Origin of the sequence: Vibrio nigripulchritudo ATCC 27043 (assembly GCF_000222685.1) — a bacterium.
Taxonomy (GTDB): domain Bacteria; phylum Pseudomonadota; class Gammaproteobacteria; order Enterobacterales; family Vibrionaceae; genus Vibrio; species Vibrio nigripulchritudo.
Map to the genome: position 1 here is coordinate 1 of NZ_AFWJ01000018.1, position 16,304 is coordinate 16,304.

A 16,304-nucleotide genomic window follows, 5' to 3' on the forward strand; every position below is an offset into this window, starting at 1 on the left:
ATCAATATTCTGGATATCTTCTTTAGTATTGACTTCAAAAACGGCGTAACCCGACAGGTTATCGTTTAGTGTTTCCAGCACCGTAGAAGCCGCTGGTATTCCTGTCATATCCGCTACGATAAAACACCACTGCGCCTCAGATTCGATCGTTTTAATACTGCCCGGACCACGAACTGAAAGGCGGTCTCCCACTTCTGACTGCTGCGCCCAGTAAGACGCAAGCCCAGCTTCTATGCTGTTTCCGTGTATAACAAAATCGACATCAATCTGATTTTTGGCTTTATCTAAATGGCGAATGGAATAGGTGCGCAGTGACTGCTCTTCTTGCGAAGCTCCACTGCCAACAAAGCTGCGACCATCCTGAGTCAGTTCCAGCTTTATGTAGGCACCAGCAAAATCGTCTTCAAAGCTCTGTACGCAATCACCTTCGAAAGTAATGCGAAGCATAGAAGGTGTAACAAACGATTTTGACTTGATAGTGAGTATCTGTGTCATCAATGAATCCTTTTGGTGTTCTTCAGTTCCCTGAAGCAACGGCTGATAGTGAGTTTTATTATTGATAGTAAAGACAAATTCGCTGTCCATTCACTTCATGGATCTGGAAATCCGTCTCGTAGATGTCTGAAAGTACCTCGGAGCGAACAACTTCAGCGACCGTGCCTGTCGCTTCAACTCTGCCTTTTTTAAGCGCAACGATGTTGTCGGAATAACAAGAGGCAAAATTGATGTCATGAATCACTATGACAACAGCTTTATTTAGCTCGTGCGCCAGCGTGCGAATATTTTTCATGATCTGGAGTGAATGCTTAATATCGAGGTTGTTTAGCGGCTCATCTAGAAAAACGTAATCGGTATCCTGCGCGACAACCATGGCAATGAATGCCAACTGACGCTGCCCGCCACTTAACTCATCAAGGTATTTGTGCTGGATGTCTGTCAGGTCCAGATACCCAATGGATTTCTCAATCACTGCAATATCTTCTTTGTCCAGCTTGCCGCCGCTGTGAGGGAATCGACCAAAGCAGACCAGCTCACGAACCGTAAAACGCATATTCAGACTGTTAGACTGACGCAACACAGCGAGACGTTTCGCGAGCTCTTTTGTGTCCCATTCGGCAAGCTCTTTTGTGTCGATGAACACCTGCCCTTCATCTCTTTGCAGGAGGCGACTCGCCATGGAAAGCAGCGTACTTTTCCCGGCACCATTTGGACCTATGATGGAAGTGACTTCCCCTTTAATAAACGAGGCACTCGCCTGATCCACTACTTTGCTTTTACCAAATGCTTTGGTGAGCTTTTCAATTTTAATCATGTTCCACCCACTACACTTTTTGTCGGATCAACAGAGAAAGGAAATACAGACCACCGACAAAGTTCACAATGACACTCAGTGTGGTTTCAAACTCAAACACACGCTCAACCAGCCATTGCCCGCTCAGCAGCATACAAACTGCCATAAGCGAAGCACCCGTCATTAAAACCTGATGGCGATAGGTGGAAAAACATTGTCTGGTGAGGTTCGCAACCAGAAGACCGAAGAAGAGAATCGGTCCAACTAATGCTGTAGAAACGGCTATCAATATCGAAACCAGAATCAGCACTTGTTTGGTCACTTTCTTAACGTCCACACCCAAGCTGATGGCGTTGTCTTTATCCAGCCAGAAAACATCGAGTTTGCTGTGAAGCATGTAAAGGTAAAAAATCACGGCACACAATGGAATCAGGCTGACGTAAACCAGTTCGCTGTTTACGTTATTGAAACTTGCAAACATGGCACCTTGTAAGAAAGAGAACTCAGACGGGTCCATGATCATCATGAAAAAGCCTGCGATATTGGAGAATAGCTGACCGAAGATCACGCCCATCAATAGCAAAGTCATGATGTTGGCGTTTTCTTTACGGAAATAGAAGCTGAAAAGAGCCAGTGAAAACCCGACCATTACAGCGACAGAAATTGAAAACTTGATGAACGAATTCAGCAATACTGTAGCGACACCACCCAGTAATATCAGCACACAAACCTGAATGAGCACATAAAGAGAATCAAACCCCATGATACTGGGTGTTAAGATTCGGTTGTGAGTGACCGTCTGAAAGACCAGTGACGACTGAGCAATCGCTACTGAGGCAATCACTATCGCCAGCACTTTTGGTGTTCTTCGAGAAAGGAAGTATTCGTAGTTGTCGGCGGTGAGACCTAAGCCAACAAACAGAAAAATGAGAACCAGAGATGCCGCGAGTAAACCAATTAAAACCGCCTTATCACGCATTGTTCTTCTCCCTCAAAATCAGGTAGAGGAACACCAGCCCACCTAAAATACTGATGATCATGGCGATAGGCACTTCAAACGGGAATATGATAACGCGACCCAGAACATCGCAAACCAGAACTAGAATCGCACCACACAGCGCAGCGTAAGGAATGTTTCGGCGAATGTTATCGCCCATGTAGGCAGCAACAATGTTTGGAACAATTAACCCGAGGAAAGGTAATTCACCAACGATCATGACGATACTGGCAGAAGTCACCGAAACCAGTAACACGCCAATCACCACGACTTGCTGGTAATTCAGACCTATGTTGGTTGCAAAGTCCTTTCCCATGCCCGCAGCAGAAAGACGGGCGGCATACCAGTAGCTAAATGCCGAAACCGGAATGGCAATGTAAAGCAACTCATAACTGCCTTGCAGTACAGTAGAAAAGTTTGCGACAGCCCAAGTAGATAAGCTTTGTACCAGATTGTACTTATAAGCGATAAACACAGCGGCGGAATAAACAACGTTACCAAAGATAATGCCCACCAGCGGAACGTAAATCGCATTTTTAAACTGAATTGAGTTTATAAACCGAACAAATATCAAGGTGCCTGCCATCGCAGTGCCAAAAATAATAAAGAGGTTTTCACCGTGCCCAAAGATAAGAATACTCAGCAGATAGCCAAGCAAGGCACATTCAAAGGTGCCAGAAGTAGATGGCGCGGCAAATCGATTCTGGCTGATTTGCTGCATGATCAAGCCTGCAATACTTAACCCAGCCCCTGCCAGCCAGATGGCTAACAAACGCGGTATCCGGCTAATAACTAACAGTTCCCAGGCGGCTTGATCACCTTCCAGTAACTTGGTCAGGCTTAAGTCGGCGACTCCGACGAAGAGTGATCCTGCACTCAAAACCAATAAAATAACAACTAACTTAAGCACTGCAGCTAGTAACCCCAATAATAATCATTCTTATTCAAAAACGGTTTAAAATATCCTATCCGATAGAAAAATCCTAGTCATCAACCCAATATTTACTTTTTCGCACAAGCATTTGCATAAATCACATAACTGATAGATAAATCTGTACCGCTTGGTTTTCTGTAAAAAATGCGATAAGTTTTCGGATTCGAAATAGAAATATCAGCAGTTTGGAGTCAGTGATGAAGCTTATTCGATGGGTTCTTGGAAGAATCATTCTAGGGTTTAATTTTGTGTTCTCGCCAAAAAGGGCAAGAAAGAAGTGAAGCAGAACAACAAGCCGTTAATGAAAAGACGAAAAACCTTTCACTGTACCAGTTCGATGCTTGCCCATTCTGCGTAAAAGTACGCCGTCAGATGAAGAGACAATCGCTGGATATCGAACTGCGCGATGCCAAAAACGATGCCATGCATCGCCAGGATCTGGAAAACGGCGGCGGCAGAGTTAAAGTGCCTTGCCTGAGAATCGATAACAATGGCGAGACGACCTGGATGTACGAATCAAACGATATCGTCGCCTACCTGCAAAAAGAATTTGCCTGATTCGTTGTCTTTTATATGAAGATATAGCTAAAAACGCCGAAGCCATCGCTTCGGCGTTTTTTGTTACCGTAATCTGACATTCACCGGACTTATGATTTTCGTCTCAAAGGTATATTCGCAGGACTATTACTAAAGCATAAAAATCTCATGAAGATTACAACCTCCGCTCTCCTTCTTTCAGCTTTGCTGCTGCCAGCTCATGCCAAAAGCTTGTCCAGTGAAGTACCCAATCATGTGGCATCTGCAGACATCATACGCTCAACCTTTCAGGACAAGCTCTATACATTGTCGCCGTTTAAAGAGGGGCATTTTGGGCTTCGGATGTATCGCCAGACGCTCGATCCGCAATACAAGTATGCGATCTGGAGTGACATGGCTCGTGTTGCTAGCAGGCTAAACCGCTTCAGTGAAGAAGTTCACACTCCTGAACAGATTCATCAGTACGCCATTAACCGGCTTTCGCACTACCTCGGCAACACAGATGAGCGCAGCTTGCGCCGATTTAACGCCACAAAAGCCATGCCCGAATACATGTACTTAGGTATTGGCTTATTGGGTTCCATGGCAAGAGCTAACGAATACGGGCTCAAACACAAAGACGACAAAATGCTCCGCGAGATTATTCGCCGTTACGATTTCACTAAATACGTCACCAATCCAACCATGATTGAAGCCTGGGCAGCTCAGCTTGCAAATCAGGTTTACTGGTTGCGTCAGTTAGGCGAGCAGGACGTTGTGGATGAGTTCATCGAAAATTTCAAAGCCACTTATCCAGATGAGCGCGACGCACAGCTCACTAAACAGCAATTTGGAAACAAGCTGTACGGGATGACTCACATTATTCTCGCCGACTCAGGCTATTACCAATACCCCGTTTCGGAGCGAGAGCATCAGTGGATTTACGACTACCTCCGCAAAAACATCGATACGATTCTATTGAGGTCAAAGGAAGACGTTATTGCAGAAGTTGGCATTGCTTTTCTTCTTGCCGGACTTGATGACGACCCTGTGGTTCAGAAAACCCGTGATGCGATACAAGCTTCGATAAACTTTGATGCGGGTCTGGTGCCTTCAGTATTGGGAAATCTCTCGCTTTCCGGAGGCGAGCATCGAAATGTTCTGGCCATCATGCTTCTCGACTGGCGGGGAACCAATGCTGCACCAAAATATGGTGATGGGTCTTCGGTGCTAACGTCTATCCCTTACGGACTGGAACCAAAAACGCCTGCACTCGCGCTTAAGCAATGATAACTTAATAGGCTTTGTATCAACGAATGGTTAGAAGCCACATGAAGCCAGTAAGCCGAGATTGGGACGAGTTCTGTTATCCATTTATATATGAAGACAATCCCGCCTGTGATTTTGAAATTGCAGCAGACGACTTGTGTTGCCGAATCGGGTTATTGCTGACTATGGGCATTCAGCCTTTAACCGAGGATATTCTTCAAAGGTTGCAACCCAATGTTTATCATCTAAATGGTTCTGTACGGGGCAAGCTGGCTATCGATGAATCTCAACTATCAGAGTTAAAAGCGGACTATCATAAACTGAGAGACTTGTTGGATGGCGGTTTCAAAGGGTTTGTTTTACCAGGTGGGACTGCCGCTTCAGCAGAGCTCCATCTTGCTCGATGTCAGGCGAAAAAAGTTGTTCGTGCGTTGGTTGCTGTCGAGCATAACGGAAGACGTTCACCTGCCCCTATCCTATTCCGCTATGCCAATTTGATAGCAAATACGTTTTATGCTTTGGCAGCGTTTGAGAATAAGGTCGCCAATATCGAAGAGACGGAGTTTGTCAGTAAAAGTTACTGATATGGAGGCAAAAATGACCCTTTCGAAAGCACAAGAGAAAATAATATTAGGCGCCCTTGTAGCTGATGCGGCTTCTTTGGGATTTCATTGGTTATATGACCAACCCACCATCAAAAGACTCGCCCCTTCAGACCCTACTTTCCAATCTGTTTCCGCATCCGAATTTGAAAACAAAGGCTATTTCGCTCACGCAAATAAAAGCGCAGGAGAACCCTCTCAATATGGTGCGCAACTTTATGCCATGTTGGACTCTTTGAAACGAAAATCGGGTCGCTTTGATTTGAACGACTACGCCTTATCGTTTCAGGAGTGGTTTGACTTTGGAGGAGAATGGGTGGGCTATATCGATAAGCCGACCAAATTAACTCTACTGGCAATGCACTCTGCTCAAGATTCAGAAGCAGAGATTTCCCGATGCGGCGCTGATGACCAGCAATTGCCCGCGGTTTCAAAGCTTCCGCCGTTGATTGCGTATATCGGTGATCATAAGGCACACATTGAGCAGGCTGTCAGAGTAACCAACAACAAAGACAGTGCGGTGCAATGGGCGCTTGCTTTGGCAACAGTGATGCAGGCTGTTTTAGATGGCAGTTCAATACGTGAAGCGATTGAGCTAGTCCGATCCAACACCACAGAAGAAATTTCGACACAAATCGATGACGCAATAAACGCATTAAATCTGAGTAGCGAAGAATACGCTCAGAAGACCGGGCTGCATTGCGACTTGTCCGTCGCGTTCCCCGTTATTCTCCACATTCTTTTGACCAGTTCGGACTATCGAAGCGCCGTCAAAACCAATATCTACTGCGGTGGTGACAGTTGCGGAAGAGCCATCATCATAGGTGCGATAATGGCAGTGACAGATTCCAGTGACATTCCTGCCGAATGGGTAGCAAAAACCCGATTTAAGAGAGATCAGGTCTGATAAGAAAGCGTCTGGAAAAATGGGTACATACTTGCGCCATAAGAAGAAAGGTATGTGCCTACTTTTGAGGGCGCAATTTCGGCAACTGGATAATCAAAGCGCTTTTCCCATTCGGTTGCCAGATCCATTTCTTTGATCAGCGCATCGCTAATCGCCTTGGGTGATGAACCGCCAATAACAATACACTCAGGATCGAACCAGCTTAAGGTTAGCAATAATGCAGGCATCAGCCTTTCTGCTGAACGTTTTATCCAGCTGGCAACAATTGGATGTTCAATATCTGGGATGTCTTCAAGCTTGACCACATCTAGTCCCGATTCCTGAAGCTCAATGATGAGCTCACGCAAGCAGGGTCTTGGTGCTTCTGAGCGGTTGAAATACGTGCCAATTTCACCTGAATTGTTATGCCTACCGGAATGCAGCTTACCGTTCATAATCACAGCACCACCAATTCCGTGCCCAATCTCTATCAGCACCAAATGTTCAATGTCGTCCCATAACCCAGAATAGTACTCTCCAACTGCAGCCACTTTACAGTCGTTATCAATCCAGACCGGGTATTCAAAGTGGTGCCCGAATGCATCCGCCAGATCAACGTCCTGCCAGTGCGCCATTTGGTTAATGGTGCGGACTCGCTTGCCATCACAAAGGTGTGGTCCCGGCATCGAAACCCCAATGCCAAGAATCCTCGCATTAAGAAGCCTGTGTTTGGCTGTCATTTTAGAGATGGCATCACGAATTAGTATGATGGTCTCTTCAACAGGTTGAGACTCATCATAGAAAATCTCAACTCTGTCGAGCACTTCGCCTGTAAAGTTGGCCAGCGCAAGGTCGATTCGGGCAATATGGAATGCAACCCCAAACGTAAAAGCAGCGTAGGGCGACAGCGATACTGGCTTCGCTGGCTGTCCTCGCCCGCCCTTTACTCTTTCACTTTCCTGAATCAACTGCAGCGTGAGTAGTTCTTTACACAGGGTCGTCACAGAACCAGTACCAAAACCGGTTAATTCTGCGATCTTGGTTCTTGGTAAAGTACCGTGCTGACGTATCACTGCCAGCACCCTCTTCTGCCCTTCAGTCAGGTTAAGTTGAAGCGGTTTGATTGGAGATAGCATCTTCCGTTTGGGTTCCTTTCGATAACAAAGCATGATTTTGGCTTAACTGGCGAGATTACACAGGCTCAAGCCCGGCTTCAAGTACCAGAGACTTAAGCATTTCAATATCATCGTGACTGATCATATCGATAAGCCCTTCCCGTAACCAACCTACCACTTCGCCGTGTACGTCATAGCCAAAATGTCGATTGAAGTGTTCAGTTGGTGTTAAGCCATTGGACGTCGTTGGCAAGAACATCCTAACGCATAAGCCAGCTTGCTTGTACGCTCTTAAATCATCTACGTGAGCGTGCGGATATTCAATGCACACACAATCGGCATTGGACGCAAGAACAGCGTTCAGCTGATCGTTGTATCTTGCCAAAGTAACCACCTGAATGTTCAGGTCGGGGATCACTTTTTTTGCCTTATTCAGCAACACATGATCAAAAGCCAGTAACTGAATATAGCCGATGCTTCCGGGAATTGAGCGCAACAAAGCGTGCAGTTGGATAATAAACTCATCCTGACGCCTGCGTTGCTTAACCTCAACAACCAGCCCGACGCCCCTGTCCATTGCCCATACAATGCATTCTTCCAATGTCGGGATCTTTGTGTTTAGGAATTTTTTGTCAAACCAAGAGCCAAAATCAAGCTCTCGTAGTGCTGAGAAATCCATTTGCTCTACATAACCAGAGCCATCAGATGTCCTGTCCACGCTGTGATCATGAATCACAACAATCTCGTTATCTGACGTCATGGCGACATCCAGCTCAATAGAGTGTGTACCTTCCTGATACGCCCCTTCAAAGGCAGGAAGCGTATTTTCTGGATAAAGGTGGCAATACCCCCTATGACTATTAACAAGAACTTTGCCTTTTCTGGCAACGTGAAACTCAAATGACATATAGTTACCTTATTCTTTATTGAAAAGTTTAATTAAACTGTAATCTATCTGTATGTGATCTTCAATCGGTTATTAATGATTAATTTATCATCATTTTATACCTTTAATTTTCAATTACTTAATGATTAACCATTGATTATAAAGTCAACAAATAGAGACGGATCACAAAAATTTTTAAATTCATTGATTAGCATTAATCTTTGTAGGCAAGTTTAAAAGGAAGAAATTAAGCCGATGTTGCAAATTAAGAATGTAACCAAGAAATTTGGAGACTTTGTCGCTTCTGAAAATATTTCGTTTGAAGCTAAGGCTGGAGAGTTTGTCACTCTGCTTGGACCAAGTGGATGCGGTAAAACTACCCTGTTGAAAATGATTGGGGGGTTTCTCACTGTAGATTCAGGTGAGATTTTGATTGATGGTCAGCGTATTGATCCATTGCCCCCAGAAAAAAGAAGCACGGCCATGTGCTTTCAGTCCTATGCGCTGTTCCCACACCTGAGTGTTTCCCACAATATCTGCTTTGGTCTGGTACAGAAAAACATGCCGCTTGAGCAGCAAAAAACGCTACTGTCCGAAGCCATTTCACAGGTTGGGCTGGAAGATCATAAGGACAAGCTACCCGCTCAGCTCTCCGGAGGGCAGCAGCAGCGCGTTGCGCTTGCCAGGGCTATGGTTATGCGACCTGACGTCATACTGTTTGATGAACCCCTTTCCAACCTCGACGCCAAGCTACGTGAAAGCGTGCGTTTTGAAATTAAGTCGCTACAAAAAGAACAGAACCTCACAACCGTCTACGTGACCCATGATCAGGCAGAAGCACTGGCGATGAGTGACAAAATCGTGGTGTTGAATAAAGGTTCGATTGAGCAAATTGGCACACCTGAAGAAATTTATTATCAGCCTAAAAATCGCTTTGTTGCTGATTTCATCGGCGCAGCAAATATTTTACCTGCAAGAGTAAGCCCGACTGACCAAGCCAATCTGTATAAGGTGGAATGCGAGTTAGGATCATTTTTAACTGAATCTCAGCAAGCCCCTGTGGCAGAGCGTATTTACATTTGCTGGCGCCCTGAATCCGCACACCTGGCAAACAGTGACGAAGAAAACTGCTTTCATGTTCAGGTCGAAAACCTGGCCTTTCTGGGGAATGTCACTGATTTGTTCGGGCGCGCTGCCGACGAACCTTGTGGTCAGAAGATCCGCATTCAACTGCATCAGTCCATGTCGAGCCAACCGGGCGATAAAGTAGCTTTTAAAATGAGTCGTAACGCAATTCGCTTCCTAGAGGAGGTGAAGTCGTGAGGGCATACCTTTTTCTCATTCCCGGCTTAGGCATGATCCTGTTTTTAATGGGGAGTGCGTTGTACGCCGTTGTCGCTCAAAGCTTTGGTATGGCAGGTCTGACGGGCGAATCTTCATTCACCCTGCAATACTGGCAGGAAATGATTGCAGACCCCATTCTGCAACGTTCCATCGCTTACTCATTGCGCACCTCTATTCTGGGAAGCCTGGGGGCAATCATGCTCGCTTATCCCATTGCACTTTGGTTAAGCCGTCCGCTGCCAGCTAAACCTGTCATCATCGGTGTGCTTCGCGCCCCAATGTTCGTACCGGGTTTGGTTGCTGCATTTCTTCTCATTAACGTGATCTCTTATCACGGTATCTTTAACGAAGGGCTAATGGCGCTCGGTGTGTTGGAAAAACCACTTCGATTAACCAATGACAAGTTTGGCTGGAGTGTAATACTGCTTCAGGTATGGAAAAACGTGCCTTTCGCGCTGATTCTTCTTGGTGGTGCCATCAACAGTATCCGCAGTGATATTCTTAATGCCGCCGATGATCTGGGCGCGTCGCGCTGGGCGAGGTTCCGCCAGATTGTCTTCCCTCTGACTATCCCTGCTTTGCAGGCATCCTTAATACTCATACTTATTGGGGCGTTGGGGGACTTTGCTTTTGCTTCTATAGCCGGTTCCCGTAACGCATATTCACTGTCCATGCTGATGAACTTCACGGCAACCCAGTACTACGAATGGGAAAAAGCCGCCGTCATCGCAATGGTCATTATGTTGTTAGCTGTTATCTCTGCGGTGGTGATTACCCTCATCACTCAACCTTTCTCCACGAAAACACGCTCCATCATCACCCATATTCAGAGAGGGGAATCGTCATGAACAGCAATCACAAATGGGTGATCTACCTGAGTATCGGATTTTTTGTTCTGGTCAACATCATTTGGCTGGGTGTTCCTTTCGGGATGGCGGTGCTTTGGTCTCTGGTAGACCCATCACATCCGTGGAGTTTCCCCGATATTTTCCCGCAAGTTCTGTCCTTTGCTCGGTGGACAGAGATCTGGGAAACCACTTCGCTGGAAGAAGCGCTGTTTAACAGTTATACGGTGGCACCCGCCGTCGCTCTGGTTACCGTCACTCTGGCAACACCAACGGCTTATGCGTTTGGCAGAATGGAGTTTCGCGGGAAGCGTGCTGCAGAGCTGCTGACATTACTCCCTATGGTGATGCCTTCCATGATACTGGCGATTTTCTTCAGTGGAATGCTATTGCAGCTAGGGATTTCAGAACCCTATTTCAGCATAGTGATCGCGCACTCCGTTCTGGCATTGCCTTATGCGATACGAATTTTGAGCGCAGGGTTTAAAGCGGTTCCACAAGACGTCATTGACGCTTGTGCTGATATGGGAGCAAGCCGCTTTACCACTTTCCGTCATGCATTTCTGCCGATGCTTAAACCAAGCATGCTGGCGTCACTGATTTTCTGTCTGGTGATCAGTATCGAAGAGTTCAATATGGCTTATGTACTCGGAGCCCCAGATTTTATAACGGTTCCTACCATTTTGTACTCCTTTCTAGGGTACTCGTTCATCCGACCGGATGCGGCGGTAGTGTCACTTTTCTTAGTGATACCTAACGTCATTTTAATGCTCATTATCGAGCAACTTTTAAAAGGAAATTACTTGTCCCAGTCAACGGGCAAAGCTTAGAAGTAGAGGATACTATGTTTAAAAATAACCCCTTGAAGGCGCTGCTGGTCGGCGTAGCCGCATGCGTTGCGACGTCGGCTTACGCTTATGACGTCACTAAGATGACATGGAAGGAAATCGAAGATCAGGCAAAAAAAGAAGGTACCGTCAGCTTTGCGGTCTGGTACCTCCAGCCTGGCTGGCGAGAGTTTGTAAAAGGATTTGAGGACAAGTATGGAATCAAAGTTCGCATTCCCGAAGGCACGTTAGACGGCAACCGAAACAAGCTGATTGCTGAAAGTAAACGTGAAAAAGGGAAGCTGGACGTCATCGCTCTTGGTGCTTCCAACATTAAAATTTTCTCGCCCGAGAAGGTATTGCTGAAACTGGATGTGCTGCCGGAAATCGAATCACTCAAAACAGAAAGTGAAGGGTTCGACTCCGAAGGTTACGCGGTCACATTTTGGGGTAACCAAACAGGTATGGCATATGACCCTGCACGTATTGAAGAGAAAGATTTACCCCAAAGCTTTGCAGACTTAACGCAATACATACAGGACAACCCTAAATCGTTTGGCGTGAACGATCCGAACGGCGGCGGTTCTGGCGGACGATTCATTGAAGCGGCGATCCGCAGTTATTCTGGTGAGCCAAAAGGCAAAAAGCTGAGTTCTTCAGTGACACAGAAATGGCAGAAAACCTGGGACTGGTTTAACCAAAATGAAGAGCAAATGGTGATTACCGCTTCTAACGCCGATAGCTTAACCCGAATCAACGATGGTGAAATTGTGATTGCTCCTGCATGGGAAGACCACTTGGCTGGTTTGCAAAAACGTGGCGCGATCACCTCTCGTCTGAAATTCTACATCCCTGAGTTTGGGATGTCGGGTGGTGCAAACTTCGCGGCAATTGCGAAAAACAGCCAACGAAAGGCAGCTTCGGTGCTCTTCTTACATTGGCTGACCAGTGCAGAAACACAATCTGCACTGAATGCGAAATTTGGTGTTGCTCCTCAGCATCCAAAAGCTGATTCAAGTCAGGCTTTGGTTTCTCAGGAAATGCGTAGCCGTTCTACTCTGCCGTTTAACGCCGTTTACGGTAAAGAGATGAGTAAGCAGTTTACCCAGAAAGTCTTAATGAAATAATCCCCAACAGGCGCTGTTTCAGCGCCTTAATTCAATGAGCTTTGTCCCCGGCAAGGCTCATTATTTAAACATCTGATATCTCTTCAAAGTTGCCTGTTTAAATCCAGATTACTGCCTATACTGTAATAAAATCAATTAACTCATTGCGTTAAAAGGCTTACGGACGATGGTAAAAATTCGCAACCTGCTCGGCATGACATTAGGGCTATTGATGCCCTTCTCTGCTGTCGCTAACGACTCATACATCAATATATATCTGGATGCGGATCGAACTGGCTACATTGAATCCGCAACCTCTATTGAGCAAGGAATACGCACAGCTTTCGACGAAATTGGTAATACGATTCAGGGTCATGACATCCGCTTTGTCACTCTCGACCATCGAGGAAATTCGGTTCGTAGCAAAAAGCACATGGCGATCTATAAAAAAGATCCCAACGCCTTAGTCATTTTCGCTGGTCTTCATTCGCCTCCACTTATCAAATACCGCCAGTATATTAACGACAATCAGATTCTTACCCTCGTCCCGTGGGCTGCTGGCGCACCAATTACTCGCCACCCAAGCAGCGAAAACTGGGTATTCAGGCTGTCTGTTGACGACACCAAAGCAGGGGCAAGACTGGCAAACTTCGCCGTGACTCAAACCCAGTGTAAAAACCCTCATTTGCTGTTAGAGGAAACCCCCTGGGGAAAATCAAACCAGCGTAATATGACTGCTGCCATTAAAGATTTGCTTAACCAGACACCCACCGTGACCTGGTTTAACTGGGGAATCAATGAACCCGGAGCAAGAATCAAGATCCGAGAAGTTCAACGTTCCGGTGCCGACTGCGTGCTGATGGTGTCCAACGCCGCTGAAGGAAAACACATTGTTAACGCTATGGCGTCATTCCCAGAAGAAGAGCGACTCCCTATTATCAGCCACTGGGGAATCACAGGGGGAGACTTTGCGGTTCAGGTTCCCCATGAGACAAGACAAAAACTGGATCTCTATGTCGTCCAGACCTGTTTTTCCTTCCTGTCCTCGCCCGAAACCGAGCTATCCACCAGCGTGTTAACCCGAGCGAAAGCACTGTTTCCAAACCAGATAAAATCCGCCAATGATATCGTGGCACCGACTGGATTTATTCACGGGTACGATTTGAGCAAGTTATTGATTCAGGCTTTATCTGAATTAGATCTGGAAGGTGAAATGGTCAATAACCGCGACAAGCTAAGAATCGCGCTAGAAAACATTCAGTCACCGGTTCAGGGCTTGGTAAAGCGTTACGACAAACCTTTTACAACGTATTCTGAATCGAACAAAGATGCACATGAAGCGCTAGGGTTAGATGACCTTTGCATGGCAACATTCAATCAGGACAACAACATTTCTGTTATCGCTGGTCGATAGCATTAATACAGGAGCTGTAGTTTGCGACTGCTAAAATCTTTGTCTGCGAGACATTTGTTCGTCACCTTCATCGCAATCGTTGCCGTCTTGTTTGCAGTGATTGGCGGCTTCGCGATCAATCATCAAAGTAAGACAACGATCAGTGCTCTGCAAACCGAAGCATCTAAGGTCGAACAGGAAACCGCCAAGCGCTATTTGAATCAGTATTTACTGGATAGGCAGGTTGCATTCAAGCAGATGTCGACATCCCCCGTTTTGGTGAGTGCAGCAATGGGGAATTCGGTAAACAACCTGGAAATCCGCGACCACATTAATCAGGATCGGATATTCAAAGAGTCCGTCAGTGTCGCCCTATTTGATATCGCCAACGATGTTGTATTCAGCGAAATCAATCTCACTGGGAATAAACTTCTGGCGGCTACATCCGTTGAAAGAATTTTCTCTCACAATGGTTCTTCCATTGTCTCCCTAATTAAGAAGGGAAGAAAACTGTACTTCTGGATGTTTCTTCCCATCACCTACAACAATTCGGTCGAAGGCGTTCTTCAGGTTGAGTTTCTGTTCAAGGACAAAGAGTTTTTTTCAGCATTGACCAATGATGGACAGCGCTGGGTAGCACTTCGTCAATTTGAAACAGGCGTCGTCCCCGAAGCCCCTGAAGGAGTCAACTGGCGAATCGCCGAAGTCCCCATTAACGATTCTGGCTTAACCTTGCTTTACGCGGTCAATACCGCTTCTGAAGATAAACAGAGAAGTACCCTGCTTTATCGGTTGGCTACCACCACTTTCATCACCCTTTCGGTCTGCCTTATCGGTTCCTATTTCCTTGGTAGCAAGATTATGGTTCAGCCCTTCGAAGAGCTGGCGAAGTCTCGAAAGAAGCTGGCTGAATCTTCAGAGTTGCTGAAGCGTCAGGAAGCTGAATCACGCAGGCTGGCAAAGGTCGCGCGCCACGCGAAAGATGTGATCATCATTACCGATACACATGGTCTGGTCACCTGGGTAAATCAGGCATTTACTCAACTGACGGAATATAAACCCAAAGAGATCATCGGTCGTAAACCCGGTTCGCTGCTGCAAGGTCCAGATACCAATCACGAAACTAAACACCGGCTTCGAAAAGCCATTATCGAAAAACGCCACGTACGTGAAGAAATTCTCAATTACAGCAAATCCGGCAAATCTTACTGGATCGATATCGACATTACCCCTGTGCATGACGAACAGGGTCGCCTGGAAGGTTTCATTGCGGTGGAACGGGATATTTCTGAAAAACAGAAGATGCAGGCTTCACTCAAAGAGGCGTTAACCAAAGCGGAATCGGCAAACACAGCGAAGTCACACTTCCTTGCCAGCATCAGCCATGAAATCAGAACTCCCATGAATGGCATACTCGGTATTGCTCAGTTAATGCAAAAGACCGAGCTATCAACCATGCAGCGAGAATACATTGATACGCTTTGTCATTCTGGCTCACACATGATGACGCTACTCAATGACTTACTTGATTTCTCGAAAATCGAAGCTGGGAAATTGGTTCTCAACCCCGGTAACTTCCAGCTTCTGCCTCTTATTCAGGAGATAGAATCCACCTATTCCCCACTATGCACAGATAAAGGGATTGAGTTTGAATGTGTACATTCGATTGATGAATCCGTCTGGCTGTTTGGCGACAAAGAGCGAGTTCGACAGGTTATTGCAAACCTGGTCAGCAACGCGACCAAGTTCACCGAGGAGGGACAAATCAAAGTAGGATTTGAGGTTCAGTCCAGTGAGCAGCATCACTTGATTGTGCGTGTCGAAGACACGGGAATAGGTATTTCAAGCGATCGGCAGCAGTCCATTTTCGATCCATTTATACAGGCAGAGTCCAGTACCACTCGTAACTATGGTGGAACCGGGCTTGGGCTGGCTATTGCTAAGCAGATTTGTGAAGCCATGGACGGTCAAATTGCGCTCACTAGCAAGTCGGGATTAGGCAGTATCTTCACCGCCTCATTTGGCTTACGTGCCGGACGCTCTGAGCATGAACTCACCGAGAAACCAACTCAAAGTTATCAAGGTATGGGACGCAAAGTGCTGATCGTCGAAGACAACCGCGTCAACATCATGATTATCGAAAAGTTCATGAAGGCGCGAGGCTTTGAGTGTGATATAGCAATGAACGGGCAAATCGCCGTTGATATGGCAGACAAGAATTTCTATCCAATTATTTTGATGGATAATCACATGCCAGAGATGGATGGCATTCAGGCAACACAAGTCATTCGCG

Annotated in this window: 15 protein-coding genes and 1 pseudogene; 10 read left to right on the forward strand and 6 right to left on the reverse strand. The window is 46.2% G+C overall.

Annotated elements, in window-relative coordinates; all coding sequences use genetic code 11:
• The 4 genes from RH89_RS03205 to RH89_RS03220 form a co-directional block, all read right to left on the reverse strand.
• The coding region (locus RH89_RS03205) for a siderophore-interacting protein (RefSeq protein WP_038144815.1) at nt 1-495 on the reverse strand (495 nt) is incomplete at its 3' end.
• A 58-nt stretch (nt 496-553) separates the two neighbouring features.
• Complete coding sequence (gene vctC, locus RH89_RS03210; RefSeq protein ID WP_004398715.1) at nt 554-1,312, reverse strand: iron chelate ABC transporter ATP-binding protein VctC; 759 nt, start codon at nt 1,310-1,312, stop codon at nt 554-556.
• Between the two features lie 10 nt (nt 1,313-1,322).
• The gene (locus RH89_RS03215; RefSeq protein WP_004398717.1) at nt 1,323-2,270 is read right to left on the reverse strand and encodes an iron chelate uptake ABC transporter family permease subunit; all 948 of its coding nucleotides are present in this window, start codon (nt 2,268-2,270) and stop codon (nt 1,323-1,325) included.
• A complete protein-coding gene (locus RH89_RS03220) occupies nt 2,263-3,198 on the reverse strand; it encodes an ABC transporter permease (RefSeq protein WP_022561246.1) in 936 nt (311 codons plus the stop codon). The genes RH89_RS03215 and RH89_RS03220 overlap by 8 nt, the downstream gene beginning before the upstream one ends.
• Before the next feature lie 221 nt (nt 3,199-3,419).
• Here RH89_RS03220 and RH89_RS03225 point away from each other — a divergent pair.
• The 4 genes and pseudogenes from RH89_RS03225 (at nt 3,420) to RH89_RS03240 (ending at nt 6,516) form a co-directional block, all read left to right on the forward strand.
• A pseudogene (locus RH89_RS03225) lies at nt 3,420-3,780 on the forward strand (glutaredoxin family protein).
• 147 nt (nt 3,781-3,927) lie between these two features.
• Complete coding sequence (locus RH89_RS03230) at nt 3,928-5,028, forward strand: DUF3541 domain-containing protein (protein ID WP_004398722.1); 1,101 nt, start codon at nt 3,928-3,930, stop codon at nt 5,026-5,028.
• Between the two features lie 41 nt (nt 5,029-5,069).
• The gene (locus RH89_RS03235) at nt 5,070-5,591 is read left to right on the forward strand and encodes an ATP:cob(I)alamin adenosyltransferase (protein WP_004398723.1); all 522 of its coding nucleotides are present in this window, start codon (nt 5,070-5,072) and stop codon (nt 5,589-5,591) included.
• Between the two features lie 13 nt (nt 5,592-5,604).
• Nucleotides 5,605-6,516 carry an ADP-ribosylglycohydrolase family protein gene (locus RH89_RS03240; RefSeq protein WP_004398724.1) on the forward strand — a complete coding sequence of 304 codons (912 nt, stop codon included), beginning with the start codon at nt 5,605-5,607 and terminating at the stop codon, nt 6,514-6,516.
• Here RH89_RS03240 and RH89_RS03245 read toward each other — a convergent pair.
• Both RH89_RS03245 and RH89_RS03250 read right to left on the reverse strand, forming a co-directional pair.
• Nucleotides 6,507-7,631, reverse strand: a complete 1,125-nt coding sequence (locus tag RH89_RS03245; RefSeq protein WP_004398726.1) for an ROK family transcriptional regulator — start codon at nt 7,629-7,631, stop codon at nt 6,507-6,509. The genes RH89_RS03240 and RH89_RS03245 overlap by 10 nt on opposite strands.
• Before the next feature lie 55 nt (nt 7,632-7,686).
• The gene (locus RH89_RS03250) at nt 7,687-8,517 is read right to left on the reverse strand and encodes a glycerophosphodiester phosphodiesterase (protein WP_004398728.1); all 831 of its coding nucleotides are present in this window, start codon (nt 8,515-8,517) and stop codon (nt 7,687-7,689) included.
• A 234-nt stretch (nt 8,518-8,751) separates the two neighbouring features.
• Between RH89_RS03250 and RH89_RS03255 the strand changes: the two genes are divergently transcribed.
• The 6 genes from RH89_RS03255 to RH89_RS03280 all read left to right on the forward strand — a co-directional run.
• Nucleotides 8,752-9,819, forward strand: coding sequence for an ABC transporter ATP-binding protein (locus RH89_RS03255; protein ID WP_004398730.1), 1,068 nt, complete (start codon nt 8,752-8,754; stop codon nt 9,817-9,819).
• Nucleotides 9,816-10,688, forward strand: a complete 873-nt coding sequence (locus RH89_RS03260; RefSeq protein ID WP_004398732.1) for an ABC transporter permease — start codon at nt 9,816-9,818, stop codon at nt 10,686-10,688. The genes RH89_RS03255 and RH89_RS03260 overlap by 4 nt, the downstream gene beginning before the upstream one ends.
• Nucleotides 10,685-11,515 carry an ABC transporter permease gene (locus RH89_RS03265; RefSeq protein WP_004398734.1) on the forward strand — a complete coding sequence of 277 codons (831 nt, stop codon included), beginning with the start codon at nt 10,685-10,687 and terminating at the stop codon, nt 11,513-11,515. The genes RH89_RS03260 and RH89_RS03265 overlap by 4 nt, the downstream gene beginning before the upstream one ends.
• Nucleotides 11,516-11,529: 14 nt before the next feature.
• A complete protein-coding gene (locus RH89_RS03270) occupies nt 11,530-12,639 on the forward strand; it encodes an extracellular solute-binding protein (protein WP_004398736.1) in 1,110 nt (369 codons plus the stop codon).
• 166 nt (nt 12,640-12,805) lie between these two features.
• Entirely contained in the window at nt 12,806-14,032 is a 1,227-nt protein-coding gene (locus RH89_RS03275; protein WP_004398738.1) for an ABC transporter substrate-binding protein, read from the forward strand.
• 21 nt (nt 14,033-14,053) lie between these two features.
• On the forward strand, nt 14,054-16,304 hold a 2,251-nt coding region (locus RH89_RS03280; protein ID WP_004398739.1), incomplete at its 3' end, for a PAS domain-containing hybrid sensor histidine kinase/response regulator.